Genomic DNA, 26,011 nt, shown 5'->3' with positions numbered 1-26,011 from the left:
TCAGGCCTCCTTCGGTTCGCTGAGGGTCGACCGACGACGACCGCTGCGCAGGGGTGGCTTGGCACCGAGCCGTTTCGGATCGAGGCCGGACCACGGGTGACCGCTGGAGAAGAACTTCTTTCTGGCGAGGAGCGTCATGACCGGCTTGGTGAACAACCAGACGACGACGACGTCGAGCGCGGTCGTCAGACCCAGCGTGAACGCGAAGCCCTGGACCTTGCCGACGGTCGTGATGAAGAGGACCGCGGCGGCGAGGAACGACACGAAGTCCGAGACGAGAATGGTGCGTCGGGCCCGCGGCCACGCTCTCTCGACGGCGGGGCGCAGCGTGCGTCCTTCGCGCACTTCGTCGCGGATGCGCTCGAAGTAGACGATGAAGGAGTCCGCGGTGATACCGATCGCAACGATCGCACCGCACACCGCGGGGAGGTTGAGGGCGAACCCGATCGCAGGACCGAGGAGGGTCATGATCGTGTACGTCAGGACGCCGGAGACGACCAGGGAGACGAGCGCGATGAGCGAGAGCCCCCGGTAGTAGGCGACGAGGTAGATCACCACGAGGAACAGCCCCACGGCGCCGGCGAAGAGTCCGGCCTCCAACTGGTCGCTGCCGAGCGCCGGGGTCACCGTGGTGACGTCGGACTCGTGGAAGGTCAGCGGAAGCGCGCCGTAGGAAAGGATGTTGCCGAGCTCCTCGGCCGACTCCTGGGTGAAGCTGCCGGTGATCTGCGCGTTGTTCGTCAGGCGCTGCTGGACGGTGGGCGCCGAGACAACCTCGCCGTCGAGTGCGATGGCGAACTGGTTCTGCGGCTGGGGCTGCTGGGAGAGCTTGCCTGTGATGTCGCCGAAGTCGTCGGACCCCTTGCTGTTGAACGACATCTGGACGATCCACTGACCCTGCTCCTGGTCGAAGACAGCGTCCGCGTCCTTCACGTTCTTGCCCTCGACGCCGACCGGGCCGAGCGCGTACTTGATCGGCTGCTGCTGGTCGCAGGCGACGATCGTGTCGCCGTTCTTCGCGGCGGCCGCCTTCTCACTCGCCTTCGCCTTCGCCTCGTTGGTGCTGCAGTCGAGCTGCTCCAACTGCTTGGCGACGGCGGGCGGAACGCCCTGCTGCTGGGGCTGTTGCTGCTGGGGCGGCGCCGAGGGCTGCTCCGACGGCTTGCCCGTGGGCTCGGCGCTCTCGCCGGGTGTCGGGGTCTCGTCGGCGGTCTTGGCGCGGAGCCCGTCCGTGACGGCGCGGCCCTGGCCGCCGGCGTCGGCGGAGTCGCCCTTCTGCCCGTCGTCCTGCTTTCCGCCGTCGTTCTGCTGCTCGCCTTTGCCGCTCTGGGACGCGCCGTCCGAACCGCTCTCCGAGGAGCCGGGCGAGTTCGACGGGTTCGGCGACTGCTGCTTGCCCTGCTCGACCTGGGCGAGGGTGATGACCGGGCGGAAGGCCAACTGCGCGGTGGTGCCGACCTGTTCGCGCGCCTGCTGCGAGTTGGTCCCTTTGGGAATGTTGACGACGATGTGCCGGTCGCCCTGGGTCTGCACCTCGGCTTCCTGCACACCGAGACCGTTGACGCGCCGCTCGATGATGCCCACGGCGGTGTCCATGTTGGCCTGGTTGATCGCATCCGGCTTGCCCGGCTGGTTCTTCGCCTCAAGCGTGATGCTCGTGCCGCCTGCGAGGTCGATGCCCAGACGCGGCGTCTCGGTCCCGGAGGCGAACATCCCTCCCACCAGGCCGGCGATGACCAAAATCATCAGCGCCAGGGAGCGCCATGGCTTCCCTTGTCCGCTGGGGGACTTGCGGCCCCTCTTCGGTGCTGCCACCTTGTCGTCTCTCCCTGTCCAACCGCCAACGCCGCCCGGAAGTCAGGCCAGGCGGCGGCGCGGCACGCGAAGTAGGTGTGCGCGGACGTAACTCAGCCGCCGGACCTGACCTTCCGGCCCGGCGGCCCGACTTTACTTGGAGTCGGTGTCACCGTCCCGCTTCGCGTCCTCGGGCTTCGCGTCCTCTGCGGTGGCGGCGTCCGCCGTCTCGCTCTCGGTCTCGGAAGCGGCGTCCTCGCCCTCCCCGGACTCGGCCTTCTCCTCCGACTCCTCCGACTTTTCCTCGGACTTGTGCAGGTCGATGCGGTCCGAGTCCTCGGTGAGCGAGGAGGCGTCGTCCGGGACGACGGTGTCGACGTCGAGTTCGGACTGGGAGACACCGTTGACGATGCGCTCGTACTCCGCGTCCTCCAGAACGGCGCCGATGGCGTTCTTGGCGAAGAGAGCATGCTGGCCCGAGTCCATCTCAAGGAGGACGGTGTCGTCGCGGATCTCCTTGACGGTGGCGTACATGCCCCCGATGGTCCGGACGCCGGTGCCGGGCTGCATCTGGTCACGCATCTGCGTGGCCTGACGCTGCTTCTTCTTGGCCGAGCGGGTCATCAGGTACATGGCCCCGATGAGCACGATGAACGGGAGCAGAGCAATAGGATCCACGGCGGAAGATTTTCCTTACACGGACGCCTCACGGCGGCCTGGTATTCGGGGGTGTGGGTACCACCCGCAAAAGGGGCGGCGTCGGCGGAGTCTAAGGGAGCCCTCGCCGATGGAACAACGTCCAGCATGGCACCGGGGTTCCTGGGGCGGCGAACCTCCGCGCCGTCACCCGGGGAACAGCCCCTCTTGTCCTGGTTTGTCCCTGGGTTGCTGCGGCGGGACGAGGTCGAGGTGGGCCCATGCCGCCGGAGTCGCCACCCGGCCACGCGGTGTGCGGGCGAGCAGACCCTCGCGGACGAGGAAGGGCTCGGCCACCTCCTCGACCGTCTCGCGCTCCTCCCCCACGGCGACGGCGAGGGTGGAGAGGCCGACGGGGCCGCCGCCGAAGAGCTTCAGCAGCGAGTGGAGCACCGCGCGGTCGAGCCGGTCGAGGCCGCGCTCGTCGACCTCGTAGACGTCGAGAGCGCGGGCGGCGACGTCCCTGGTGATCGCGCCGTCGGCCTTCACCTGTGCGTAGTCGCGCACGCGGCGCAGCAGCCGGTTGGCGATCCGCGGGGTGCCGCGCGAGCGGCCGGCGATCTCCACGGCGCCCTTGCCGTCGATGCGGACGTCGAGAAGGCGGGCCGAGCGGTGGACCACCTGCTCCAGCTCGGTCGGCTCGTAGAACTCCATGTGCGCGGTGAACCCGAACCTGTCGCGGAGCGGTGGCGGAAGGAGGCCCGCCCTCGTCGTGGCGCCGACGAGGGTGAACGGGGGGAGTTCGAGGGGGATCGCGGTGGCACCCGGGCCCTTGCCGACGATGACGTCGACGCGGAAGTCCTCCATCGCCATGTACAGCATCTCCTCGGCGGGACGGGACATGCGGTGGATCTCGTCGAGGAAGAGGACCTCTCCGTCCTGGAGGGAGGAGAGGATCGCGGCGAGGTCGCCCTGGTGTTGGATGGCCGGGCCCGAGGTGACGCGGAGGGGGGCGCCCATCTCCGCGGCGATGATCATCGAGAGGGTGGTCTTGCCGAGCCCCGGGGCCCCCGAGAGCAGCACGTGGTCGGCGCTGGCGCCGCGGGCACGCGCCGCCCGCAGCACCAGATCGAGCTGCTCGCGCACGCGGGGCTGGCCGATGAAATCGCCCAACTCCCTGGGGCGCAGGGCCGCTTCGACGGCCTGGTCGTCGCCGTCGGCCTCGGCGCCGACGAGTCGCTCGGCGTCCTGGGCCGTCTCGGTTCCGTCGTCACTCTGCATCGGCTGCCTCGCGCTGTGCCTTGTCCGTACGGGGGGCGGGGGTGCTCCCGAGCGCCATCTCAGCGCGCCCTGTTGAGGGTCTGGAGCGCGGCGCGGAGTAGCTGCGGCACCGGCGGCTCGGCGCCTGCCGCCGCGAGCTCCTCCGCCTGCGGCGCAACCGCCGCAACCGCCTCCTCGGCCTCGCGGTTGGCGTAACCGAGGCCGATAAGCGCGGAGTTGAGCTGCTCCCGCCACCCGGACACAGGCACCGCCGTACCGCGCGCCGCGCTCTGCGCGGGTGCCGAGCCGATCGGCTCGCCGAGCCGGTCGCGCAGCTCCAGCAGCAGCTTCTGTGCGCCCTTCTTGCCGATCCCGGGGACGGCTGTGAGGGCCTTCTCGTCACCGCCGGCGACGGCGGTACGCAGCGCGTCCGGGGTGTGCACGGCCAGCATCGCCTGTGCCAGGCGGGGGCCGACGCCGCTCGCCGTCTGGAGGAGTTCGAAGACCTGGCGCTCGTCGTCGTCGGCGAAGCCGTAGAGGGTGAGGGAGTCCTCGCGGACCACCAACGAGGTGGCGAGGCGCGCCTGTTCGCCCACGCGGAGTGCGGCGAGTGTGCCGGGGGCGCACTGGACGGCCATGCCGACGCCCGAAACCTCGACGACGGCCGTGTCGGGCCCCACCGCGGCGACGGTGCCGGAGAGGAAAGCAATCATCGCTGGACGCCTTTCGGGGTGGCTGCGTACCGGGCGGCGTGCGCGGCCTTCGCCTGCTGGAGGCGGTTGTGCGCGGGGGCACGCCAGATGTGGCAGATCGCGAGAGCGAGGGCGTCCGCCGCGTCCGCGGGCCGCGGCGGCGAGTCGAGCCGCAGCAGCCTGGCGACCATCGCGCCGACCTGGGCCTTCTCGGCCCTGCCCGAGCCGGTGACCGCGGCCTTGACCTCGCTCGGGGTGTGCAGCGCGACGGGCAGTCCCCGACGTGCGGCGCAGAGCATCGCGACGGCGCTCGCCTGCGCCGTACCCATGACGGTGCGTACGTTGTGCTGGCTGAACACCCGCTCCACGGCGACCGCTTCGGGGCGGTGCTCCTCGAGCCACTCCTCCAGGCCGCGCTCTATCCCGAGCAGCCGCTCGGGCACGCTGCTCTCGGCGGGGGTGCGGACCACTCCGACCCCGACCATCGCCAACGGCCTCCCCGCGACGCCCTCGACGACACCGATGCCGCAGCGGGTGAGCCCCGGATCGACCCCCAGCACGCGCACACGCCACCGCCCCTTCTACGCGCTCCCGCGCACCGTGGCCGCCCTCCCGCCGCGTCCTTCACGGCGATCACCGCAGGTGCGACCGTCGACGAGCAGCCTAGTGCCGGGCACCGACAACGCCCGCAACCGGCGGCCCCGTTGACCGCACGGGCGGCAGCCCGCACGCCGGGCGGCTCCCCCGCGAGAAGCGAGGGGGACGGAGGATCAGGCGTCGACCTTCGCCATGACGTCGTCGGAGACGTCGAAGTTGGCGTAGACGTTCTGGACGTCGTCGCTGTCCTCAAGCACGTCGATCAGCTTGAAGATCTTGCGGGCGCCCTCCTCCTCCAGTTGGACCTGCATGCTGGGGACGAAGCTCGCCTCCGCCGAGTCGTAGTCGATACCGGCGTCGACGAGGGCGGTACGGACCGCGACGAGGTCGGTCGCCTCGCTGATCACCTCGAAGGTCTCGCCGTAGTCGTTGACGTCCTCGACACCGGCCTCCAGCACGGCGGCGAGGATGTCGTCCTCGGTGAGGCCGTTTTTCGGGAGCGTCACGACGCCCTTGCGGTTGAAGAGGTACGAGACGGAGCCCGGGTCGGCCATCGAGCCGCCGTTGCGCGTCATGGCGACGCGGACGTCGGAGGCCGCGCGGTTGCGGTTGTCGGTGAGGCACTCGATGAGGACGGCGACGCCGTTGGGACCGTACCCCTCGTACATGATCGTCTCGTAGTCGGCGCCGCCGGCCTCGAGGCCGGCGCCGCGCTTGACGGCGCTGTCGATGTTCTTGTTGGGGACCGACTGCTTCTTCGCCTTCTGGATGGCGTCGAAGAGGGTGGGATTGCCCTCCGGGTCAGCTCCTCCGGTGCGCGCCGCGACCTCGATGTTCTTGATCAGCTTCGCGAAGAGCTTGCCGCGCTTGGCATCGATCACGGCCTTCTTGTGCTTCGTGGTAGCCCACTTCGAGTGGCCGGACACAGCCTCGCTCCTTCAAAGTCACCAACAGAATCAACGCGGAGATCCTACCGTCCGCCACTCAGCGTGCCGACCGCCCGGCGGTCCGTACCCCCAGGGCAGCGCCGGCTCCTCCCGCAGGACCGCGCGCCGCACGAGGCCGACGAAGAGCGCGTGCACCCGCGGGTCTCCCGTCAGCTCCGGATGGAAGGACGTGGCCAGCAGGTTGCCCTGCGTGACCGCCACTGGGTGCCCGCGGTACTCGGCGAGCACCACGGTCCGCTCACCCGTGGACTCCACCCATGGTGCACGAATGAAGACACCGGTGACGGGCCCCCCGTCCACCCCCGCCACCTCGATCTCCGCCTCGAAGGACTCGTTCTGCCTGCCGAAGGCGTTCCTGCGGACCGCCATCCCGATGCCGCCGAACGTCTGCTGCCCGACCTCGTGCCCGTCGGGCGCGAGGACCTTCTCTGCGAGCAGGACCATCCCGGCGCACGAGCCGTACGCCGGCATCCCGGCGGCGATCCGCGCGCGCAACGGCTCCAGCAGTCCGAAGGAACCGGCCAGTCCCGCGATCGTCGTGGACTCGCCGCCGGGCACCACCAGCCCTTCGACGTCGGCGAGTTCGGCCGCGGTGCGCACCGTACGCGCCTCGGCGCCGCACGCGGCGAGCGCCGCGAGGTGCTCGCGCACGTCCCCCTGGAGCGCGAGGACCCCGATCGGGGGACGATCCCCGCCGGCTTCCATCCCCCGCGTCACCAGCCCCGCTCCGCGTACCGCTCGCCCTCCGGCAGGGTGTCGCAGTCGATGCCGACCATCGCCTCGCCGAGGCCCCGCGAGACGTCGGCGACGACCTTCGGATCGTCGTGGAACGTCGTCGCCTTGACGATGGCGGCGGCGCGCTTCGCCGGATCGCCCGACTTGAAGATCCCGGAGCCGACGAAGACCCCCTCGGCGCCCAACTGCCGCATCAGCGCAGCATCGGCGGGCGTCGCCACGCCGCCGGCGGAGAAGAGCACGACGGGCAGCCTGCCCGCCTCCGCGACCTCGCGGACGAGTTCGTACGGGGCGCGCAGGTCCTTCGCCGCGGTGTGGAGCTCGTTGCGGTCGCAGACGGTGAGGCGTGCGATCTCGCCGTTGATCCGGCGGAGGTGGCGTACCGCCTCCACGACGTTGCCCGTGCCCGCCTCGCCCTTGGAGCGGATCATCGCGGCGCCCTCGGAGATCCGCCGGAGCGCCTCGCCGAGGTCGGTGGCGCCGCAGACGAACGGAGTGGTGAAAGCGAACTTGTCGCTGTGGTGCGCCTCGTCGGCCGGCGTGAGCACCTCGGACTCGTCGATGTAGTCGACGCCGAGCGCCTGGAGCACCTGCGCCTCGGCGAAGTGGCCGATGCGGGACTTCGCCATCACCGGGATCGAGACCGCGTTGACGATGCCGTCGATCATGTCGGGGTCCGACATCCGCGCGACGCCGCCGTGTGCACGGATGTCGGCGGGCACCCGCTCCAACGCCATCACGGCGACGGCCCCGGCGTCCTCGGCGATCTTCGCCTCCTCCGGAGTGACGACGTCCATGATCACGCCGCCCTTGAGCTGCTCGGCCATGCCGCGCTTGACGCGGGGCGTGCCTGTCTCGTGGGCCGAAGGTGCCGCGGTGGACGGAGTGGACATGGCTGAACCTCGCTCGGACTCGCTGGGAAGCTGTGCGGACCGGCGAAGAACCGGCCCTCAGCCGCACCTTCGCCGTCGCGTCCCGGTGGCGGAAAGAGCCAATCGGCAGGGCGTGGACCGCCCGGTGTCAACCGTGCGTCGTCCGGCCGCCGTTGCCGTCGCGCTCGGCGAGCGGGGCCGGCGGCTCGTCGTCCATCTCGAAGGCGAGCGGGAAGGGTGCGTGCCCGGCGAGGCGGAACCAGCGCACCTTGCGGTGCCTGCGCAGGGCGCGCGCGGCGCGCACCGCGTCGTTGTGGAAGCGGCGGGCCATCGGCACACGCCGTACGGAGGCGGCGAGTTCACCCGTCGCCTCCTCGCCGCCCGGTGCCGCGCGGACCGCCGCGACCTGCTCGTCCTCCTCGAACACGGCACGCAGCGCCTGGCTCAGCTCGCTCTCCGCGACCTCGCGCTGCTCCTCCTCCGCGGAGCGTGCGTCGTGTGCGGCCTGGTAGAGCACCATCGAGGAGGCGGGATCGAGGACGCCGGCGGTGGCGAGTTCCTGGGCGATCGAGGCGCGGCGGAGCAGTTGCGCGTCGAGTGCGGCACGGGCGGCGTCGATGCGGGCGTGCAGCCGGTCGAGGCGGCCGGCGGTCCAGCTCAGGTAGACGCCGACGAGCAGGAGCACGACGGCGATCCAGATCAGCGTGGTGATGGTGGGCATGGGTCTCGGGTCCTCTCCCGACCGGCCCCGCGGTTCCCGGGGTCCGGCCGCCCGTTCAGTCCCGCGCCAGGCCCAGCCTGGCGCGCAGGCCGGTGCGCTCGTCGGGTGCGACGGAGGCCGCGCCGTCGGTCACGGTCTCATAGACGGCGAGGATGTCGGCGCCGACCGTCTGCCAGTCGAACCGGCGCACGTGGCGGCCGCCTCGCGCGGTCAACTCCTCCCGCGCCGCGGGGGATCGGAGGAGGCGCACGGCTGCCGACGCGAGCGCTCCCGGGTCCTCGTTGGCGAAGAGCTCACCCGCCGATCCGGCGTCGAGCACCTGCGCGAAGGCGTCGAGGTCGCTGGCGAGGACGGGCGCACCCGCCGACATCGCCTCGACGAGGATGATGCCGAAGGACTCGCCGCCCGTGTTCGGCGCGACGTAGAGGTCGACGCTCCGCAGCAGCCGTGCCTTGTCCTCGTCGCTCACCATTCCGAGGAACTCCACGCGCTCCCGCATCCCCGCGGGAAGGGCGGCGACCGCCTCCTCCTCGTCCCCTCTGCCGGCGACGAGGAGCCGCGTCCCCGGTTGCTCGTCGAGGATCTTCGGCAGCGCCTCCATGAGGACGGGGAGGCCCTTGCGCGGCTCGTCGATCCGCCCGATGAAGCCGATCGTCGGGGCGTCGGGGGTGCCCTGCCACTCGGGCTTCGGCTCGGCCCGCGCGAAGAAGCCGACGTCGACGCCGTTGGGGATGACGACCGCGTCCCCTCCGAGGTGCTCGACGAGCGTGCGCCGCGCGTACTCGCTCACCGCGATCCGCGCGCTGATCTTCTCCAGCGCCGACTGGAGGATCGGGTACGCCGCGATCATGGCGCGGGAGCGGGGGTTGGAGGTGTGGAAGGTGGCCACGATGGGGCCCCGCGCCGCCCAGCAGGTGAGCAGGGCGAGCGAGGGGGCGGCCGGCTCGTGGATGTGGAGCACGTCGAAGTCGCCGTCGTGCACCCAGCGGCGGACCCTCGCGGCGGAGAGCAGCCCGAAGTTGAGCCGCGCGACGGAACCGTTGTACGGGACGGGCACGGCACGGCCGGCGGAGACGACGTACGGCGGGAGCACCGTCTCGTCGTCCGAGGGCGCCAGGACGGAGACCTCGTGCCCGAGACCGCCGAGGTGCTCGGCGAGGTCCCTGATGTGGAACTGCACGCCCCCGGGGACGTCCCAGGAGTACGGGCAGACGATGCCGATCCTCACGACGCCCCCTCGGGCTCGCCCGAGGCGTGCGACGGCTGCTTCCCGGGCTCCAGGTCGGAGACCCAGAACCGTTGCAACATGTGCCAGTCCTCCGGGTGTTCGGCGATGCCGGCGGCGAAGACGTCGGCGACCGACTGCGTCATCGCCGCCGCCTTCGCCTTGCGGTCGCCCTCCTCGGGCGCCTCGACCGCCTGGTGCACCTTCGCCTTCATCACCGGGGTGCCGTCGTACCAGAGCGTCACGGGCAGGAGGACCGCGCCGGTCTGCAGCGCGAGCATCGCGGGGCCGCCCGGCATCCGGGCCTCGGCGCCGAAGAAGGTGACGGGGACGCCCGAAGCGGAGAGGTCGCGGTCGGCGACGAGGCAGACGAGGCCGCCCGCGCGCAGCCGCCGCGCGAGCGTGCCGAACGCCGAGCCGCCGGTGTGCGGCAGCACCTCCATGCCGAGTCCCTCGCGGAAGCCGACGAACTTGTCGTAGAGCGTCTCGGGCTTGAGCCGTTCCGCGACGGTGCTGAGCGGGATGCCGAGCCGGCTCACGGCCCAGGCGCCCGCCAGGTCCCAGTTGGCCATGTGCGGCAGCGCTATGACGACGCCGCGGCCGCGCTCCAGGCCCTCGTTGAGCACGTCGAGCCCGTCGGCGTCGACGGCGGCGGCCATCTGCTCGCGGCTGTAGACCGGCAGCCGGAAGGACTCCATCCAGTACCGGAGGTAGGAGCGCATGCCCGCCTTGGAGAGGCGGGCGAGCTCCTCGGCGTCCGCGTCGGGCACCACTCGTGCGAGGTTCGACTCCAAGCGGAGCACCCTCTTGCCGCGCCGCTTCCACGCGGTGTCGGCGATCCGTTGCCCCAGCCGTCTCGCCGTGGGCTCGGGCAGCTTCCGCACCCCTGCCCAACCGGCCCCGTACAGGCCGGAGGTGAGCCGGTCCTGCCATCCGCTCACGCGGTCCTCCCCTCGGACGGGCCGGACCCGCCGGCACCGGGTGTCTCGACGGCCGCTTCCGCCTCGGCGGCCTCACGGTGCACGGTGACGACCCGCTGGCCGAGCGTCACCGCGCTGCCCACCGCGACGACCCACAGCGCGATCGGCAGCAGCACCTCGATGTAGGGGACGCCGAAAGTGGTGTGGAAGCCTGCCAGGCCGGCGAGGACGAGCGTGATGACGAGCCGCTCGGCGCGCTCCACCAGGCCGTTGACGTTCACCGGGAGCCCGATGCTCTCGCCGCGCGCCTTGGTGTAGGAGACGACCTGCCCGCTGGCGAGGCAGAAGAGCGTCACGGCACAGAGGAGCAGGCTGTCGCCGCGTCCTGCGTACCAGAGCGCGATACCGCCGAAGATCGCCGCGTCGGCGACCCGGTCGAGGGTGGAGTCGAGGAACGCGCCCCAGCGGCTGCTGCGGCCCAACTGCCGCGCCATGTTGCCGTCGACGAGGTCCGAGAAGACGAAGACCGTGATCACCACGGTGCCCCAGAAGAACTCCCCGAGCGGGAAGAAGACCAGCGCACCCGCGAGCACGCCGCCCGTGCCGACGAGCGTGACGGCGTCCGGGCTCACCCCCAGGCGCAGCAGCAAGGCGGCGAAGGGGGTGAGGACACGCGTGAAGAAGGCACGCGCGTACTTGTTCAGCATGACGGTCCCGGGTGGTCGTATCGAACGTCGTGTGGAGGCTGGCGGGGCGCGGGCGCCACCGGCGCGCCCATGGTAGTCACGCCGTTGCGCACTCGGGCGAAGGGACCGCTCTCCCCGTCGGCGCGACCGCCGTGAACTGCACCTCGCGCACGGGCTGCACGGCGGTGGTGCGCGACGTATGGACGGCCCCGCACCGCGGTGGAAAGCTCGAACTCCAGCGCAGCCACGCGGAGATGGCCACGACGTGGTGCGCCCCCTCCGCGTCCGCGCACCGCCGCGCGCCGCGCACGAGGCGTCCACGCAGGCCCGGCCGCTGCGTGGCGCGGTCCGGCAGGCGAAGACCGGAAGGCGGAGGCCCATGGGCGAGAAGCGGAGCGCACATCCCGGAGCCGCCGGCAGGGAAGCGGAGGCGGAGGGGCCCGCTTCCGTTCGGAACGTGGCGCTGATCGGCCCGAGCGGTGCCGGCAAGACCAGCCTCGTGGAGTCCCTCGCGCTCGCGGCGGGCGCGGTCGAGCGCGCGGGCCGCGTCGCCGACGGGACCACCCTCTCCGACCACGACGAGTCCGAGCACCGGCAGCACCGCTCGGTGCGGCTCTCGCTGACGCCGCTGAGGTGGCAGGGCTGCCGCCTCAACCTCCTCGACACCCCCGGATACGCCGACTTCGCAGGCGAGTTGCACGCGGGGCTCCACGCCGCCGACGCCGCGCTCTTCGTCGTCTCCGCCGCGAGCCCGCTAGACGGCACGGCGCGGATGCTCTGGCGCGAGTGCGAGCGCACGGCGATCCCCCGCGCCCTCGTCGTCACCCATCTCGACGCCCCGCAGGCCGACTTCGAGGCGACGGCGGAGGCGTGCCGGAGCCTTCCCTCCGACGGCGACCCCGACGCCGTCGCGCCGCTCCACCTGCCGCTCGCCGCGGACGGCGCCCCCACGGCGCTCGCCTGGCTGCTCTCCCGCCGCGTCGGCGACTACGCCGACGGCTCCCACGTGGAACGCACGCCCGCGACCGGGCAGTTGCCCCGGATCGACGAGGCGCGGGGACGGCTCATCGAGTCGCTCATCGCGCAGAGCGAGGACGAGGCGCTCATGGAGCGGTACCTCGCGGGCGAGGAGTGCGACGCGTCCACCCTCGTCGCCGACCTGGCGGCGGCGATCGCCCGCGGGAGCTTCTTCCCCGTCCTCGCCGCGGGCCCCGCACCCGAGGGTGGCGGACTCGGGCTCGGTGCACGGGAGTTGCTCGAGTTCGCGGTCGCGGCGCTCCCCGGACCGCAGCGCCGGAGGCCGGTGCGCGCGCGGGCGTACGCGGGCGGCGGCGAGGCTCAGCTCGCGTGCGACCCGCAGGGCCCGCTCGCGGCGAGCGTCGTGCAGACCTCGACCGACCCGTACGTCGGCCGCGTCTCGCTCGTCCGCGTCTTCTCCGGGACGCTGCGCCCCGACGACGCCGTCCACGTCACCGGGCCGACGCACGGCGAAGAACCGGGGGCGCGCACCTGCGAGGAGCGGATCGGCGGCCTCTCCGCTCCGTTCGGGACGCGCCAGTCCCCCGCCGCCGGTGCCGTCGCCGGCGACGTCGTCAGCGTCGCCAAGCTCTCCTCGGCCGAGACGGGCGACACCCTCTCCGCAGGGGGCGCGCCGCTGCTGCTGGAGACGTGGCCGCCGCCCGAGCCGCTGCTGCCGACCGCCGTAGAGGCGCACGGCAGGTCCGACGAGGACAAGCTCTCGCACGGGCTCGCCCGACTCGTCGCCGAGGACCCGACGATGCGGCTGGAACAGAACTCGGAGACGGGCCAGTTGGTGCTCTGGTGCCTCGGCGAGGCCCACCTCGACGTCGCGCTGGAGCGGCTCGGCCGGCGGTACGGCGTGCACGTCGACACCGTCCCCTACCGGGTACCGCTGCGTGAGACCTTCGCCTCGGCCACGTCGGCCCGCGGACGCCTCGTGAAGCAATCGGGCGGGCACGGGCAGTACGCCGTCTGCGAGATCACCGTGGAGCCGCTCGCCGAGGGGGCGGGCATCGAGTTCGTCGACGAGGTCGTGGGCGGCGCCGTACCGCGGCAGTTCATCCCGTCCGTGGAGAAGGGCGTCCGCGCGCAGGCGGAGCGCGGCGTGACCGCCGGCCGCCCACTCGTCGACCTCCGGGTGCGGCTCACCGATGGCAAGGCCCACCCGGTCGACTCCAGCGACGCCGCGTTCCAGACCGCTGGCGCCCTCGCGCTGCGGGAGTGCGCCGGACGCGCCCGGGTCCGGCTCCTGGAGCCCGTCGCGGAGCTCACGGTCCACGTCGGGGAGGAGTACGTCGGCGCCGTCATGAGCGACCTGTCGGCGCGGCGGGGGCGGGTCCTGGGGACCCGGCAGGCGACCGACGGTTCCGGCGCCGCCGTCAGCGCTCTCGTACCGGAGAGGGAGCTCGGCCGGTACGCCGTCGACCTGCGCGCCCTCTCCCACGGCACCGGGCGCTTCTCGCGCAGCCACGCGGGGCACGAACCGATGCCGCAGCAGCAGGCTGCGAAGATACTCGAAGCCGACCTGGACGAGGGTTGACGACCGGTAGGCTCGGTTCCCTTACGTGTGCGGTGTACGGCAGTTGGGCAGTGGAAGGGACAGCCGCGACGGGCTCCGCGGCTGCGGCCGGCTCCGGGGCCGCACGCGAGCGAACGCGCGAGTGGTGGGGGTCAAGTGGCCGGTTTCGACGATCTCAGCGAGCACGACATCGCGTCGGACTTCTCCCCCGGCGCGCAGGTCCCGCTCTCCGGTGCCAGCGGGCAGACGGCGGCGACGCAGGCGCTCGCCTCGGCCGCGTACCGCGACGGCCCCGTCGACGCGCTGGTGGAGGCCAACAGCGAGGCGAGCGTGAAAAAGGCCCGCATCTCGCTCTTCGAGCCCAACCTCGGCGAGGCGTTCTCCCGGGCGGTGCAGACCCGCCTCCTCGGCGGAGCGCGGGCTCCGCTCATCCAGTCCTTCGGCCTCGAACCGCAGACCGTCGTCGAGCACTGCCTCGCCGCCACCCGCGTCCGCAAGCAGCGGGACACCCAACTCACCTTCGTCATGGTCCTCTTCGGGCTGCTCTTCCTCCCGGGGGTGCTGCTGTGGCTCGGCGCCTTCCAACTGCGGCGCACGCTCGCGGGCGCGCAGAACAAGCGGGCCGGCGCGCTGGGGAAGCTGGTGCTCGGTGTCGTCGGGGTGGGCGCCGTGCTCCTCGTGATCAGCCTGCCGTTCGACGGTTTCTGGTCCTGGTACCTGCGGCTGATGCTGGTCGCGCCTGTGGTCGGCTGGTTCTGGGCGAAGCGGATCTGCGAGCGGTACGCACAGGACCTGCGCGGCAGATGGTCGGGGCTCCTCGGCGGGGGCGTCGGGGTGGGCGCGAAGATCCCGGAGGCCGTCCCGCAGGACCCGAACGACGCGGGCGCCGAGAGCATCCGCCTCGGCCTCGCCAAGGTCTCGGCCGAGCAGGCGAGCAACGTCGTCTTCTACGCGGGCCCCAAGGGGATACTCGGGATGGGCACCCGCTGGGGGAGCTGGCAGCTCGCCGAGGAGCTGGCGCCCGCCAAGGCGGACGGCGAGATCTACCCCTTCCGCAGTTGGGACATCGCCAAGGCCGTCTACGACCAACTGCGGATGCTGGAGCGCGGCCCGCTCCACACCGGCGGCTTCCCCAAGCCCTCCATACGCCACTGGATCGTCTCGCCGATCGGCGAAGGCGCCAAGGCGGTGAGCAGGCCGGAGGGGCAGGAGGTCGAGGGGTACCGGATCAAGCAGTTCGAGATAGAACGCATCTGCAACGAGCAGCAGTTCGGCGCGGGCGACCGCCACTACCTCGGCGTGCAGTTCGTGCTCTGGGACGGCCAGTTGGTGATCACGATGCTGATCACGGTCACCGTCCTCCACCACACGCTGCGGATCGAGGTGACGGGCCACGCGCTCGGCCCCGTCCACCCGCTCTTCACCACCAAGCCCTCGGCGCCCAGCAAGGAGGTCTCCAAGAGCATCAAGTTCTGGGAGACGAAGAGCGTCAGCCTGCCGCTGGTGGAGGCGAAGGAGGTGGTGCGGCTCACCGCCCGCGCCCCGCTCACCTGGTTCCCGCCGGTGCTCGACTTCCTCGGCGGAAAGCTCTCCCTCCCCGAGCCGTTCGGTCTGCGGCACGCCTGGGCCGACAAGCCCTGGCGCCACCGGTTCATGGCCGACGACGCCCTGCGTGCCGCCACCCCGGTGCTCCGCGTCGTGCACTCCGCCGCGCTCAAGGTCCTCGCCGAGCACGGCTGCGACACCAGCAGCTTCGGCGCCAGGTCGCTGAGCCTCGGCGGGCAGGTGCAGGCGGCGGAGCCGAAGAAGGCCGACGCGTACGACGCCTGAGCCACCACGACGCGGCAGGGCCCCCTGCCGCGTCGTCAGACCTTGCGCCAGCCCTCGGCGAGCATCGTCCTGGTGTCGGCGAGGAGTTGGGGCAGCACCTTGGTGTGGCCGACCACCGGCATGAAGTTGGTGTCGCCGCCCCAGCGCGGCACCACGTGCTGGTGGAGATGGGCGGCGATCCCGGCGCCCGCCTCCTTGCCCTGGTTCATACCGATGTTGAACCCGTGCGCCCCCGAGACCTTGCGCAGCACCGTCATCGCCCGCTTGGTGAACTCGGCGAGCTCCGTCGTCTCCGGGGACGTCAACTCCGTGTAGTCGGCGACGTGGCGGTAGGGGACGGCCATCAGGTGGCCGCCGTTGTACGGATAGAGGTTGAGCACGGCGTAGACCTGGGCACCCCTGGCGATCACCAAGCCGTCCTCGTCGGACTTGGCCGGGATCGAGCAGAAAGGGCAGCCGTCGTCGGGGCCGGGTCCCGTCGGCTTGTCCTCGCCCTGGATGTACGCCATGCGGTGCGGTGTCCACAGGCGCTGGAACGCGTCGGGCGTCCCCACCCCGATCTGCTGCTCCGGCTCGCTCGTCATGCCGGCCAGCATATTCGGCGCGCGAGCCCGGACACGACGAGGGGCGGCCCGGCCCGGACCGCCCCTCGGAGTTGCTCAGTTCTGGACGCGGCGCCCCACCACGTCGACGATCTCCGCGATCGCCTCGTCCTGCGGGATGCCGTTCTTCTGCGAGCCGTCCCGGTAACGGAAGCTGACCGCGCCGGCCGCGACGTCCTCGTCTCCGGCGATCACCATGAACGGCACCTTCGCCTTCTGCGCGTTCCGGATCTTCTTCTGCATGCGGTCGGCCGAGGAGTCGACCTCCATCCGCAGCCCCTGCGCCTTCGCCGCTGCGGCGAACTCGTCGAGGTACGCGACGTGGTCGTCGCCGATCGGGATGCCGACGGCCTGCACGGGCGCGAGCCAGGCGGGGAAGGCGCCCGCGTAGTGCTCCAGCAGGACGGCGAAGAACCGCTCGATGGAGCCGAAGAGCGCACGGTGGATCATGACCGGCTGCTGGCGCGAGCCGTCGGCCGCCGTGTAGGCGAGTTCGAACCGCTTCGGCTGCTGGAAGTCGACCTGGATCGTCGACATCTGCCAGCTACGGCCGATCGCGTCCTTCGCCTGCACGGAGATCTTCGGGCCGTAGTACGCGGCGCCGCCGGGGTCCATCACCAGCTCGAGCCCCTGCTTCTCGGCCGCCTGGCGGAGGGTCTCCGTCGCCTCCTCCCACTCGGAGTCCTCGCCGATGAACTTCTCCGACTCCGGGTCACGGGTGGAGAGTTCCAGGTAGAAGTCCTCGAGCCCGAAGTCCCTCAGGAGGCCGAGGACGAACGTGAGGAGGCTGTCGAGCTCCTCCGGCATCTGCTCCCTGGTGGTGTAGATGTGGGAGTCGTCCTGGGTGAAGCCGCGGGAGCGGGTGAGCCCGTGCACGACGCCGGACTTCTCGTACCGGTAGACGGTGCCGAACTCGAAGAGCCTGAGCGGCAGTTCACGGTAGGAGCGACCGCGCGCGCGGTAGACGAGGTTGTGCATCGGGCAGTTCATCGCCTTCAGGCGGTAGTTCTGCCCGTCGAACTCCAGCGGCGGGAACATCGACTCGTCGTAGTTGGGCAGGTGCCCGGAGATCTCGAAGAGCCGCTCCTTGCTGATGTGCGGTGTGTTGACGAAGTCGTACCCCGCCTCCTCGTGACGGCGCCGCGAGTAGTCCTCCATGACCCTGCGGACGATGCCGCCCTTCGGGTGGAAGATCGCGAGCCCCGGGCCGAGCTCCTCAGGGACGGAGAAGAGGTCGAGCTCGGCGCCGAGCTTGCGGTGGTCCCGCTTCTCGGCCTCGGCGAGGAACTCGAGGTATCCCTTGAGCTCTTCCTTGCTCGGCCACGCCGTCCCGTAGATCCGCTGGAGCTGCGGGTTCTTCTCGCTGCCCCGCCAGTAGGCGGCGGCCGAGCGCATCAGCTTGAACGCCGGAATGAGGCGGGTGCTCGGCAGGTGCGGGCCGCGGCAGAGGTCCTTCCAGCACAGTTCGCCGGTCTTCGCGTCGAGGTTGTCGTAGATGGTCAGCTCGCCGCCGCCGACCTCGGCCGAGGCGCCCTCCGCCGCGTCCGCGGCCGAGCCCTTCAAGCCGATGAGCTCCAACTTGTACGGTTCGGCCGCCAGTTCCTCGCGGGCGTCCTCGTCGGTGGTGACACGGCGCGCGAAGAGCTGCCCCTGCTTCTGGATCTGCTGCATCCGCTTCTCGATGCGCTTGAGGTCCTCGGGGGTGAACGGCTCGGCGACGTCGAAGTCGTAGTAGAAGCCGTCCTTGACCGGCGGGCCGATGCCGAGCTTCGCGTCGGGGAAGAGTTCCTGCACGGCCTGGGCCAGGACGTGTGCGGTGGAGTGGCGCAGGATGGCGAGGCCGTCCTCGCTCGCGAGCTCGACGGGCTCGACCTCCTCGCCCTCCGCCAGCGGGTGGGCGAGGTCCCGCAGCTCGCCGCCGATCCGCGCCGCGACGATCGCACGCTCGCCCTCGAAGAGCTCGCCGGCCGTCGTGCCCGTCGTCACCACGCGCTCTTCCCGCTCGGAATCGCGTAGGACGGTCACACGGACATCTGACACCGGTCTCTCCTGACTCTTGTACGAAGCGTAGGACGAGCGTCGTACGCGCGAGGAATCGTACCGAGGAGAACACCGCGCGCGCGAAACGGATTCCGTCCTCACCCCTCGCCGCGCGCACGGCCGTCGGCGTCGGAGTCGAGCAGCGCCGCGAAGTCGTCCAGTCCCTCCCGGAGCCGGGCAAGGAGCGCACGCCTGCGCTCCGCGCCGGGCTCCACCAGCGAGAGCCCGCGCGCCCCCGCCAGCCTGCGAAAGCCGGTCCTGCTCTCCAGACGCCCCTCCACCACCACGGGGACGCCGGCGAGGTGCGCATGGACCGCCGAGCGGTACGCCTCCTCGCCGAGCCGCGCACGCACCTGCGCGACGTCGGCCCCTGCGAGCACCCGCAGACGCGCCGTCCCCTCCCCCGCCGGCTCCCACCGGCGCAGGCGCACCACGGTCCCCGTCACCCGCACCGGGACCGAGGGCTCCAGCTCGACGTAGCGCCGGGCGGCCCGCTCGAGCGCCGTCAGATCGGCCGCAGTGAAGACGGCGGCAGCGGGACGGTCGGGCAGCCCGGGCGGCGGGCCCGCCGTCGGCGACCAGGCGACCGATATGCGCACCGTTTCGGCGCCGCGCAGGAGTTGGTGGAGCGCGTCGACCAACTCCTTGCTCACGCCGTGGGCCACCGCCGCTTCGAACCCCGAGAGTCCGCCGGTGGCACGGAAGTGGCGGGTCGCCTCCTCCGCGGCGGGCAGCGCGCGGGCAAGGACGGCCGAGGCGGCCTCGGCGCGGCCGCCGGTGGGCAGCGCCGGCACGGCCGCTGCGTACCGGCGGCCGGGCGGAGCGGCACCGGCCTGGTACGCCGCCTGCGGTTCCTCGAAGCGGGCGCGCTCCAGGCGGGCCGCCGCCCAACGCTCGTGACGTGCGCCGAAGTAGCCGGCGGGCGCCCGGGAGGCGAGCGCCGCCGCCCGCACAAGGGATCGCGCCCCCGCGTCGAGCCGCTGCCGGGCGCGCACGCCGGCGGCACGGTTGCCCTGCGGCAATTCGCGATGCCAGTGCACCTCGTCCTCTCGCTGGCCGCCGATCGGCATCCGGCCTCCGCCCCGGTGGCTGTCGCTCCCCCACCCACCTGACCGCGGGGCCACCCTGCGAAACACGGCCGCACGCGCACGGGTTGGCAGCGCACACAAAAAAGCCGACCCGTCTGACGACGGACCGGCCTATGGAACGTGGGCGATACTGGGTTCGAACCAGTGACCTCTTCGGTGTGAACGAAGCGCTCTTCCGCTGAGCTAATCGCCCCTGCGCGTACGGCTTTCGACGCCGCTTCCCGCGCTGTGGCACGACCGGAACCTTACCGTGCCGCGGAGCCATCGACCAAACCATCGGCCGAACCGCACCAACACCGCCCGCTACATGGGGCGTTGCCTCCCGACGACCCCTCGGAGGCCCCCAACTACGCAGCACGGCCCGCGATTTCACCGAGCCCGCACAGACGCCGGGGCCGAGGAAAGACTCCCCGGCCCCGGCACAAGAGTGGGCGATACTGGGTTCGAACCAGTGACCTCTTCGGTGTGAACGAAGCGCTCTTCCGCTGAGCTAATCGCCCGGGCTGCGCGGACAACGTTACCCCATGTCAGCGGGTGCTCCGCACCGCCTCAGACGCCCGACCGCGAGGCCGGCACCGGGCCCTCGTCCCGCGCCTCCTCCGACGCGGCCTTCCGTCCGCTCCTCGCACGACGGCGCTCCCGCACACGGCGCCTCGCACGGTTCGCCCAGCACCGCAACTGCCGTTTCGTCCAGTCGGTCACACGCTGTGCCCACACGAACTCGGTGGCCCAGAGCGCCAACCCGGCGAGGATCACCAACCAGCCCGGGCCGGGCAGCACGAGCATCACCACCCCGGCAGCGACCACGGCGAGACCGACCACGAAAACCCCGGCCCTCCAGCAGAGGCGCAGGAGCCTGGAACTACGGACGAAACCGGGCGCTTGCGACCCCCGGGGCGTCCCGTCACTCTCCGCGTTCACGTTGGGAAAGCTACCGGACTCCGTCCTTCACCGGAATGGATGCACGCCGAAAACCAGTCGAGAGCCATATAAAGCCGCCGATTTCCGACAAAACACTCAGAGGGGTTTACAACCGGCCCGTAAGTGGCATGTCGATGTCGCCGACGTGCGAACCCCCGAGCGCACACTGAGCGAAAGGCCCTGGCGCTTATGAACACTACGGTCAGCTGCGAGCTGCACCTGCGCCTCGTTGTTTCGAGCGAGTCATCACTGCCTGTACCCGCGGGCCTGCGGTACGACACGGCGGACCCCTACGCCGTGCATGCCACCTTCCACACCGGAGCCGAGGAGACGGTCGAATGGGTCTTCGCCCGCGACCTCCTCGCCGAGGGTCTCCACCGCCCCACGGGCACCGGCGACGTCCGGGTGTGGCCGTCCCGCAGTCACGGACAGGGAGTCGCCTGCATCGCCCTCAGCTCCCCCGAGGGCGAGGCACTCCTCGAAGCACCGGCACGCGCGCTGGAATCGTTCCTCAAGCGGACGGATGCCGCCGTACCCCCCGGCACCGAGCACCGACACTTCGACCTCGACACGGAGCTCTCGCACATCCTCGCCGAGAGCTGAGACCGCCGGTACCCAGCCGTCCGACTCGGGGCGACGGCTGGGGCCCGGCACAAACGCACAACCGAGGCGCCGTCCTCGCGTATCCCACACGCGAGGGCGGCGCCTCGGCGCAGGCAGCGGCTAGGCTCTGTGCGCACCGGGCTCGGCGCCCGGCGCGGCCCGTGCGGGCCGCGGGGTGCCGCCCGCCGATCCGCTGCCGAGCAGGAGCGAGAGACGTGCAGATCAACCACGACACCCGGTGCGCGCTCGACTACGTAGTCGACCTGCTGAACACCGCGGCGGAGGAAGACGTTCCCGACACGCTCCAGAGCGTCGCGTCGCTGCGCGCGTACGTGGAGCGGAACGGCGTCAGCGGGGTCGGTGAGCTCGGGGCGGCCGACCTGGCCGCGGTGCGCGGGGTGCGGGACCGGTTCGTCGAGATCTTCGCGGCCGAGGACGCACGCGCCGCGGCGGAGCCGATCAACTCCCTCGTCGCGCAGGCCGGGACGACACCGCAGCTCACCGACCACGACGGGTACGACTGGCACGTGCACTTCTTCGCGCCGGGCGCCTCCCTCGCCGACCACCTGGCGGCGGACGGCGGGATGGCGCTCGCCTTCCTCGTCGTCTCGGGCGAGCGCGACCGGCTGCGTCGGTGCGAGGCGCCGGGCTGCGGACGCGCCTTCGTCGACCTCTCCCGCAACCGCTCGCGCCGCTACTGCTCCAGCCGCACGTGCGGCAACCGCCTCCACGTCGCCGCCTACCGCGCGCGGCAGCGCGACTCGCGCACGACCGGGGCCGGCGTCCGCGACTGAGGTCAGAACAGAAGGTCGTGGGCCCCGGTGAGCGCCAGAAGCGTGGCGATCACGGCTAGGAAGAGCATCAGTGGGGGTTGCGAGAGTGCGTAGAGGCAGCCTCGTGGCTCGCCGGGGTTCGCGGGGTTCGGTGGCCCCGGCTCGTCGAAGCCGAGGTCGGGATCGGGCGTGGTCTCCATCTCGCCGCGATCATGTCGCAGCGGAACGGGGCGAAGCCGCTCAACACGCTCTTGTGGGTACGGAGTTCGCCTTTGGGTCGCGGCGGAGGCCGTCCGTCGTGTAGAGGGGGTCCGTCAGATGCCGTGCTTCTTGAGGATCTCCTCGATGTCGGAGAAGTCCTCGCCGCCCGCCGCGCTTGGCTTGCCCTTCTCCTTGGCGCCCGAACCGACCTGCTGCGGCGCCCCGGCCTCGGGGGCTGCGGGCTGACGTCCGGCGGGGGCGCCGGAGGAGCGGCGGGAGGCGAAGCTCGCGACGACGTAAAGGACGACGGCGGCGGCGAGGACCGCGAAACCCGCCCAGACCGTGGGCTTCAGCACCAGGTCGGCCGCCCATGAGCCGACGGCTCGGACGATCTTGCCGCCGAGCCCGACGAGGCCGGCCATCGCGAGCCCGACCGGCAGCAGCGAGACGGCGGCGATGCGGGTGGCGACGACGAACCTGCGGCGCCAGGCCGTGAGGAAGGCGACGGCGAGGCCCGCTGCCGAGAGCGCGGCACAGACGGTCGTGGTGAGCATGGCTCCATCCTGCCTTGTCGCCCCACGGCGAAGCCATGCCCCCTGCCCGACCTCGGGGAGATCTCCGGGTCGCCGCGGCTGAGAAGATGGCGGCATGGACGACACCCCTGTACTCGACTTCTGGTGCGACCTCCAGTGCCCCGACTGCCACCGGGCCCTCGCCGACGTGGAGGCGCTCCGGGCGCGCTACGGCGCCGAGTTGGAGATCCGGCTGCGCCACTTCCCGCTGGAGAAGCACAAGCACGCCTACGCGGCGGCACAGGCCGCCGAGGAGGCGTACGCGCAGGGCAGCGGCGACGCGTACGCCGCCGCGGTGCTCGCGCGCACGGAGGAGCTGGGGCGGGAGGGCGAGGCGCTGCTCGTCCGCGTCGCCGGAGAACTCGGCCTGGACGTCGAGGAGTTCGAGACGGCACTGATCGACGGGCGGCATCTGCTGATCGTCGACGCGGACCAGGCCGAGGGGAAGGCGCTCGGCGTGCAGGGGACACCGACGTACGTCGTGGCCGGGGAGAGGCTGGACGGCGGGAAGAGCCAGAAGGGGCTGCGGGAGCGGATCGAGGGGCTGGTGGACGGGGCCGGCGGCTAGCCGCTACGCGAGGTGCTTGGCGTGGAAGACCTCCGCGAGCTCGTAGCCGAGCGAGTAGTAGAGGTGGAGTGCGGGGATGTTGCCCGCGTGGACGTTGAGGCCGAGGCGGTCGGCGCCCGCTTCGAAGCACTCGGCCTCGGCGGCGAGCATCAGCGAGCGCCCGTGCCCGCTCCCCCGGTGCTCGGGCTCGACGAGGACGTCCCAGACCCAGCACGCCAGCCCGGGCCGCGGTGAGCCGCGCATCCCGACCCAGAGGGTTCCCACCGCCTCTTCCCCGTGCTCCAGCACGAGCAGCCGCGCGCCCTCGGTGGCCGGCCCGTCCGGGAGTTGCCGTGCGAGCGCCGCGTGGTACTTCTCGTCCGCCTCCGACTCGGAGAGCCCCGAGGCGCGGGTGAGTTCGACGTGGACGACGCGGCCGTTCTCGACCCAGCGCGGGTACTCGTCGCGCGTCATCGGGCGCACGCGGGAGCCGGGCGGCAACTGCGGTGCGGCGGCGAGCGGTTTGACGAGGTGCCTGCCGGTCTCGCGGTAGCCGAGCGCCGCGGCGAGGTGGAGCGCTTCGGCTCCTTCCGCGGGCACGCCGCACTCGATCCGCCGGCAGCCCCTGTCCCGCAGCACCTCCTCGGCGGCGAGGAGCGCGATCGTCGCGCGGCCGCGCAGCCGCTCCTCGGGGGCGACGTACAGCTCGGAGACGGCGCCTGCGCCGCGTGCGTACGCGGTGAGCCGCAGGCCGCCGATCTCGCGCCCGTTGTCGAGGATTTCGTACGCACGCGAGGTGCCGTCCTGCCCCGAGGGTTCCTCGGGGCCGCTCGGCCGGAGTGTCGTCGTCATCGGTCCCCCTCGGTGCTTCAGCACGGGTCGCGGTCGGCGGCGGCGCGTTCGGTGAAGGTGCGCATCGCCTTGGCCGTGACCGGCCCCGGGGACGGGGTGAGGGCGCGCTCGTCGACGCGGGCGATCGCCTGGACGTCGCGGAGGGTCGAGGTGAGGAAGATTTCCTCGGCGCGGTCGAGGGCGTCGAGGGGGAGGTCGGTCTCGTGGGCGCCCGTCCACTCCAGGACGAGCTCACGGGTGATGCCGGCGAGGCACCCGGAGGAGAGCGGCGGGGTGTGGAGCGTACCGTCGAGGACGACGAAGACGTTGGAACCGGTCCCCTCGCAGAGCGCCCCCGCGGTATTGGCGAAGAGCGCCTCGGTGGCGGCCTGTTGACGTGCCCTGGCGAGGGCCACGACGTTCTCGGCGTACGAGGTGGTCTTCAGGCCGGTCAGCGCGCCGCGCTCGTTCCGCGTCCAGGGCACGGTGATCACGGTGGTGGTGTCGGGGCGGCGGGTGGTCTCCCCGGCCGCGACGACGAGCGTGGGGCGCTCCTCGCCCCGCGCCGAGCCTAGCGGCGAGACGCCGCCCGTATAGGTGATGCGCAGCCGGCCGTACTCCATCGGGTTCGCCGCCACCACGGCCTCGCAGGCACGGCGCACCTCGTCCAAGTCGGGCTCCGGCAGGCCGAGTCCGGTCGCGGAGCGGCTGAGCCGTCGCAGGTGGCGGGTGAGTGCGAAGGCGGTGCCGTCGGCGACCTGGAGCGTCTCGAAGACGCCGTCGCCGACGGTGAGTCCGTGGTCGAGCACGGAGACGTAGGCGCTGTCGGGGTCGCGCAGTCGGCCGTCGAGCCAGATCTTCACGTGAACCATCCTCACCGTGGGGTGCCGGGGCGGTCCGCGGGGACCGCTGGTGCGTGCACTGCGGCGTCGCCGTCGCGTGCGGCACCGTGTGCCTGTACGTCCACGCCCGACGCTATCGCGAGCAGGCGGCGTGCCTTCAGTTCGGTCTCCTGCCACTCGCCGTCCGGGTCCGAGCCCCAGGTGATGCCCGCGCCGGTGCCGAACCGGAGCCGGCCGGCGCGGCCCGCGCGCTCCACCCAGAACGTGCGGATGCCGACGGCGAGGGAGCCGGTGCCGTGGTCCGCGTCGACCCAGCCGACGCCGCCGCAGTACGGGCCGCGCGGCACCGTCTCCAACTCCCGTATGAGGCGCAGCGCCGAGCTCTTCGGCGCCCCCGTCACCGAGCCGGGCGGGAAGGTGGCGGCGAGCAGTTCGGGCCAGCCGGCGTCGCGCGGAAGTTCGCCCTCGACGGTGGAGACGAGGTGGACGAGGCCCGGATGCGACTCGACCGAGCAGAGTGCGGGCACGGAGACCGAACCGGGGAGGCAGAGTCGGCCGAGGTCGTTGCGGACGAGGTCGACGATCATCACGTTCTCCGTGCGGTCCTTCTCCAGGAGCAGCGCGCGCTCCGGCGCCGTGCCCTTGATCGGACCGGAGCGGACGGTGCGGCGGCTACGGGAGAGGTACAGCTCGGGCGAGGCCGTCGCGACCTCGACGCCGTGCGCGGGGAGGCGCACGGCCCCGGCGTACGGGGCCGGGTTGCCGCGAACGAGGAGGGACGCGAGCGCCTCGACGTCGGCGGCGTCCGGGTCGGGCAGCGGCGCGGTCACCGTGCGGCAGAGGTTGGCCTGGTAGACGTCGCCCGCGGCGATGGCGGCGCGTACGCGGCGGACCGCCGAGGTGTAGGCGGCGCGGTCGAGGGAGCTGCGCCATGCTTCGGGGGCGGGCCCCCGCCACCTCGCCGGGCGCCGCAGCGGTGCGGGGCGCACATCGCCGAAGCGCGCGCAGACCACCGCTCCTTCGAAGGAGGCGACCACCGCCCACCAGCCCTTCGAGTCGAGCGCCGCCGGGTCGGTCGTGACGTCGCGGAGGTCGGTTGCGAGCAGGCCGTCGAAGCAGGCCATGGGCGCGGAGTCGGGCATCAGCCGAGTCTATGGCCAGTGCTGTGCCCGATCTGTCCTGCTGTGGACCCTGGCTGGGCAAACGGAATTTGAGCTGGGGCGGGAATCCGCTAAAGTTCAACACGTCGCCGGGACGCGCAAGCAGCTCGGCGGCAACGCGGCTCACGGTGGATTCCGGGAGCGGCAGTGCGGACGTAGCTCAGCTGGTAGAGCACCACCTTGCCAAGGTGGGGGTCGCGAGTTCGAATCTCGTCGTCCGCTCGGAGGGGGTCTTGGGCTCCCACCCTGGTGGAGTGGCCGAGAGGCGAGGCAACGGCCTGCAAAGCCGTCTACACGGGTTCAAATCCCGTCTCCACCTCGGACGATTAGCTCAGCGGGAGAGCGCTTCCCTGACACGGAAGAGGTCACTGGTTCAA

At 71.9% G+C, this 26,011-nt stretch carries 25 protein-coding genes, 4 tRNA genes and 1 pseudogene; 7 read left to right on the top strand and 23 right to left on the bottom strand.

What is annotated here, in order from left to right:
- From secD to pgsA, 12 genes are all read right to left on the bottom strand, one after another.
- Positions 1–1,815, bottom strand: a complete 1,815-nt coding sequence (gene secD, locus F603_RS0101740; RefSeq protein ID WP_026328056.1) for a protein translocase subunit SecD — start codon at positions 1,813–1,815, stop codon at positions 1–3.
- Positions 1,816–1,947: 132 nt separating this feature from the next.
- Complete coding sequence (gene yajC, locus F603_RS0101735; RefSeq protein ID WP_019544290.1) at positions 1,948–2,472, bottom strand: preprotein translocase subunit YajC; 525 nt, start codon at positions 2,470–2,472, stop codon at positions 1,948–1,950.
- Positions 2,473–2,637: 165 nt separating this feature from the next.
- A complete protein-coding gene (gene ruvB / locus F603_RS0101730; RefSeq protein WP_019544289.1) occupies positions 2,638–3,711 on the bottom strand; it encodes a Holliday junction branch migration DNA helicase RuvB in 1,074 nt (357 codons plus the stop codon).
- A 59-nt stretch (positions 3,712–3,770) separates the two neighbouring features.
- Positions 3,771–4,403: a Holliday junction branch migration protein RuvA gene (ruvA, locus tag F603_RS0101725; protein WP_019544288.1), complete on the bottom strand. Its 633-nt coding sequence runs from the start codon at positions 4,401–4,403 to the stop codon at positions 3,771–3,773.
- Positions 4,400–4,948 (bottom strand): crossover junction endodeoxyribonuclease RuvC, encoded by a 549-nt coding sequence (ruvC, locus tag F603_RS0101720; protein WP_019544287.1) that lies wholly within the window; start codon positions 4,946–4,948, stop codon positions 4,400–4,402. The genes ruvA and ruvC overlap by 4 nt, the downstream gene beginning before the upstream one ends.
- A 204-nt stretch (positions 4,949–5,152) precedes the next feature.
- Entirely contained in the window at positions 5,153–5,905 is a 753-nt protein-coding gene (locus F603_RS0101715; RefSeq protein WP_019544286.1) for a YebC/PmpR family DNA-binding transcriptional regulator, read from the bottom strand.
- Positions 5,906–5,935: 30 nt separating this feature from the next.
- Positions 5,936–6,631 carry a pyridoxal 5'-phosphate synthase glutaminase subunit PdxT gene (gene pdxT, locus F603_RS0101710; RefSeq protein ID WP_019544285.1) on the bottom strand — a complete coding sequence of 232 codons (696 nt, stop codon included), beginning with the start codon at positions 6,629–6,631 and terminating at the stop codon, positions 5,936–5,938.
- Positions 6,632–6,639: 8 nt separating this feature from the next.
- The gene (pdxS, locus tag F603_RS0101705) at positions 6,640–7,554 is read right to left on the bottom strand and encodes a pyridoxal 5'-phosphate synthase lyase subunit PdxS (RefSeq protein WP_019544284.1); all 915 of its coding nucleotides are present in this window, start codon (positions 7,552–7,554) and stop codon (positions 6,640–6,642) included.
- Positions 7,555–7,681: 127 nt separating this feature from the next.
- On the bottom strand, positions 7,682–8,254 hold the full coding sequence (locus F603_RS0101700; RefSeq protein ID WP_019544283.1) for a membrane protein: 573 nt from the start codon (positions 8,252–8,254) through the stop codon (positions 7,682–7,684).
- Between the two features lie 55 nt (positions 8,255–8,309).
- Complete coding sequence (locus tag F603_RS0101695) at positions 8,310–9,482, bottom strand: glycosyltransferase family 4 protein (protein ID WP_019544282.1); 1,173 nt, start codon at positions 9,480–9,482, stop codon at positions 8,310–8,312.
- On the bottom strand, positions 9,479–10,420 hold the full coding sequence (locus tag F603_RS0101690) for a phosphatidylinositol mannoside acyltransferase (protein ID WP_019544281.1): 942 nt from the start codon (positions 10,418–10,420) through the stop codon (positions 9,479–9,481). Before F603_RS0101690 ends, F603_RS0101695 begins: the two co-directional genes overlap by 4 nt.
- Positions 10,417–11,106 carry a phosphatidylinositol phosphate synthase gene (gene pgsA, locus F603_RS0101685; RefSeq protein ID WP_019544280.1) on the bottom strand — a complete coding sequence of 230 codons (690 nt, stop codon included), beginning with the start codon at positions 11,104–11,106 and terminating at the stop codon, positions 10,417–10,419. The genes F603_RS0101690 and pgsA overlap by 4 nt, the downstream gene beginning before the upstream one ends.
- Before the next feature lie 358 nt (positions 11,107–11,464).
- Between pgsA and F603_RS0101675 the strand changes: the two genes are divergently transcribed.
- Together F603_RS0101675 and F603_RS0101670 are read left to right on the top strand one after the other, a co-directional pair.
- Positions 11,465–13,645: an elongation factor G-like protein EF-G2 gene (locus F603_RS0101675; RefSeq protein WP_026328055.1), complete on the top strand. Its 2,181-nt coding sequence runs from the start codon at positions 11,465–11,467 to the stop codon at positions 13,643–13,645.
- Positions 13,646–13,780: 135 nt separating this feature from the next.
- Positions 13,781–15,454: a hypothetical protein gene (locus F603_RS0101670; protein ID WP_019544277.1), complete on the top strand. Its 1,674-nt coding sequence runs from the start codon at positions 13,781–13,783 to the stop codon at positions 15,452–15,454.
- A gap of 35 nt (positions 15,455–15,489) precedes the next feature.
- Here the strand turns inward: F603_RS0101670 and F603_RS0101665 are convergent, their stop codons facing one another.
- From F603_RS0101665 to F603_RS31380, 6 genes and pseudogenes are all read right to left on the bottom strand, one after another.
- Positions 15,490–16,050, bottom strand: a complete 561-nt coding sequence (locus tag F603_RS0101665) for an HIT family protein (protein ID WP_019544276.1) — start codon at positions 16,048–16,050, stop codon at positions 15,490–15,492.
- Between the two features lie 63 nt (positions 16,051–16,113).
- Entirely contained in the window at positions 16,114–18,096 is a 1,983-nt protein-coding gene (gene thrS, locus F603_RS0101660; protein ID WP_026328053.1) for a threonine--tRNA ligase, read from the bottom strand.
- 98 nt (positions 18,097–18,194) lie between these two features.
- Complete coding sequence (locus F603_RS31385) at positions 18,195–19,166, bottom strand: hypothetical protein (protein WP_019544274.1); 972 nt, start codon at positions 19,164–19,166, stop codon at positions 18,195–18,197.
- A 139-nt stretch (positions 19,167–19,305) separates the two neighbouring features.
- Positions 19,306–19,377: transfer RNA gene (locus F603_RS0101650), tRNA-Val, on the bottom strand.
- A gap of 235 nt (positions 19,378–19,612) precedes the next feature.
- Positions 19,613–19,684: transfer RNA gene (locus F603_RS0101645), tRNA-Val, on the bottom strand.
- Between the two features lie 133 nt (positions 19,685–19,817).
- Positions 19,818–20,105, bottom strand: a pseudogene (locus tag F603_RS31380) (TIGR02611 family protein); the annotation flags it as partial.
- Positions 20,106–20,294: 189 nt separating this feature from the next.
- Here F603_RS31380 and F603_RS0101635 point away from each other — a divergent pair.
- Together F603_RS0101635 and F603_RS0101630 are read left to right on the top strand one after the other, a co-directional pair.
- On the top strand, positions 20,295–20,708 hold the full coding sequence (locus F603_RS0101635; protein WP_016905455.1) for an SsgA family sporulation/cell division regulator: 414 nt from the start codon (positions 20,295–20,297) through the stop codon (positions 20,706–20,708).
- A gap of 215 nt (positions 20,709–20,923) precedes the next feature.
- Complete coding sequence (locus F603_RS0101630; protein WP_019544272.1) at positions 20,924–21,502, top strand: CGNR zinc finger domain-containing protein; 579 nt, start codon at positions 20,924–20,926, stop codon at positions 21,500–21,502.
- 2 nt (positions 21,503–21,504) lie between these two features.
- Here the strand turns inward: F603_RS0101630 and F603_RS35300 are convergent, their stop codons facing one another.
- On the bottom strand, positions 21,505–21,681 hold the full coding sequence (locus F603_RS35300) for a hypothetical protein (RefSeq protein WP_019544271.1): 177 nt from the start codon (positions 21,679–21,681) through the stop codon (positions 21,505–21,507).
- 114 nt (positions 21,682–21,795) lie between these two features.
- Complete coding sequence (locus F603_RS0101620; protein ID WP_019544270.1) at positions 21,796–22,236, bottom strand: hypothetical protein; 441 nt, start codon at positions 22,234–22,236, stop codon at positions 21,796–21,798.
- Between the two features lie 94 nt (positions 22,237–22,330).
- Between F603_RS0101620 and F603_RS0101615 the strand changes: the two genes are divergently transcribed.
- Positions 22,331–22,822 (top strand): DsbA family protein, encoded by a 492-nt coding sequence (locus F603_RS0101615; RefSeq protein ID WP_019544269.1) that lies wholly within the window; start codon positions 22,331–22,333, stop codon positions 22,820–22,822.
- A gap of 3 nt (positions 22,823–22,825) precedes the next feature.
- Here F603_RS0101615 and F603_RS0101610 read toward each other — a convergent pair whose 3' ends face one another.
- The 3 genes from F603_RS0101610 to F603_RS0101600 are packed head-to-tail and all read right to left on the bottom strand — an operon-like array spanning position 22,826 to position 25,616.
- Complete coding sequence (locus F603_RS0101610) at positions 22,826–23,653, bottom strand: GNAT family N-acetyltransferase (protein ID WP_019544268.1); 828 nt, start codon at positions 23,651–23,653, stop codon at positions 22,826–22,828.
- 17 nt (positions 23,654–23,670) lie between these two features.
- Positions 23,671–24,495: an aminotransferase class IV gene (locus tag F603_RS0101605; protein WP_019544267.1), complete on the bottom strand. Its 825-nt coding sequence runs from the start codon at positions 24,493–24,495 to the stop codon at positions 23,671–23,673.
- Between the two features lie 11 nt (positions 24,496–24,506).
- Positions 24,507–25,616: a chorismate-binding protein gene (locus F603_RS0101600; protein WP_019544266.1), complete on the bottom strand. Its 1,110-nt coding sequence runs from the start codon at positions 25,614–25,616 to the stop codon at positions 24,507–24,509.
- A gap of 167 nt (positions 25,617–25,783) precedes the next feature.
- On the opposite strand from F603_RS0101600, the gene F603_RS0101595 reads away from it, so the two are divergent.
- Together F603_RS0101595 and F603_RS0101590 are read left to right on the top strand one after the other, a co-directional pair.
- A tRNA-Gly gene (locus F603_RS0101595) sits at positions 25,784–25,856 on the top strand.
- A gap of 26 nt (positions 25,857–25,882) precedes the next feature.
- Positions 25,883–25,953: transfer RNA gene (locus F603_RS0101590), tRNA-Cys, on the top strand.
- Positions 25,954–26,011: the final 58 nt, after the last annotated feature.

It is taken from the genome of Streptomyces sulphureus DSM 40104 (assembly GCF_000381025.1).
In the GTDB taxonomy this organism is placed as follows: domain Bacteria; phylum Actinomycetota; class Actinomycetes; order Streptomycetales; family Streptomycetaceae; genus Streptomyces; species Streptomyces sulphureus.
Note: the sequence above shows the minus strand (reverse complement) of the source record. Positions and strands in the feature narration are given on the sequence as shown.

What these genes read in the sequence shown, in the direction of transcription:
- F603_RS0101600 (WP_019544266.1), bottom strand. Translation starts at nt 25,616, where the DNA reads ATGCCCGACTCCGCGCCCATGGCCTGCTTCGACGGCCTGCTCGCAACC.
- F603_RS0101700 (WP_019544283.1), bottom strand. Translation starts at nt 8,254, where the DNA reads ATGCCCACCATCACCACGCTGATCTGGATCGCCGTCGTGCTCCTGCTC.
- F603_RS31385 (WP_019544274.1), bottom strand. Translation starts at nt 19,166, where the DNA reads ATGCCGATCGGCGGCCAGCGAGAGGACGAGGTGCACTGGCATCGCGAA.
- F603_RS0101635 (WP_016905455.1), top strand. Translation starts at nt 20,295, where the DNA reads ATGAACACTACGGTCAGCTGCGAGCTGCACCTGCGCCTCGTTGTTTCG.
- F603_RS0101620 (WP_019544270.1), bottom strand. Translation starts at nt 22,236, where the DNA reads ATGCTCACCACGACCGTCTGTGCCGCGCTCTCGGCAGCGGGCCTCGCC.
- F603_RS0101675 (WP_026328055.1), top strand. Translation starts at nt 11,465, where the DNA reads ATGGGCGAGAAGCGGAGCGCACATCCCGGAGCCGCCGGCAGGGAAGCG.
- F603_RS35300 (WP_019544271.1), bottom strand. Translation starts at nt 21,681, where the DNA reads ATGGAGACCACGCCCGATCCCGACCTCGGCTTCGACGAGCCGGGGCCA.
- F603_RS0101615 (WP_019544269.1), top strand. Translation starts at nt 22,331, where the DNA reads ATGGACGACACCCCTGTACTCGACTTCTGGTGCGACCTCCAGTGCCCC.
- pdxT (WP_019544285.1), bottom strand. Translation starts at nt 6,631, where the DNA reads ATGGAAGCCGGCGGGGATCGTCCCCCGATCGGGGTCCTCGCGCTCCAG.
- F603_RS0101665 (WP_019544276.1), bottom strand. Translation starts at nt 16,050, where the DNA reads ATGCTGGCCGGCATGACGAGCGAGCCGGAGCAGCAGATCGGGGTGGGG.
- ruvA (WP_019544288.1), bottom strand. Translation starts at nt 4,403, where the DNA reads ATGATTGCTTTCCTCTCCGGCACCGTCGCCGCGGTGGGGCCCGACACG.
- pgsA (WP_019544280.1), bottom strand. Translation starts at nt 11,106, where the DNA reads ATGCTGAACAAGTACGCGCGTGCCTTCTTCACGCGTGTCCTCACCCCC.
- F603_RS0101610 (WP_019544268.1), bottom strand. Translation starts at nt 23,653, where the DNA reads ATGACGACGACACTCCGGCCGAGCGGCCCCGAGGAACCCTCGGGGCAG.
- pdxS (WP_019544284.1), bottom strand. Translation starts at nt 7,554, where the DNA reads ATGTCCACTCCGTCCACCGCGGCACCTTCGGCCCACGAGACAGGCACG.
- ruvB (WP_019544289.1), bottom strand. Translation starts at nt 3,711, where the DNA reads ATGCAGAGTGACGACGGAACCGAGACGGCCCAGGACGCCGAGCGACTC.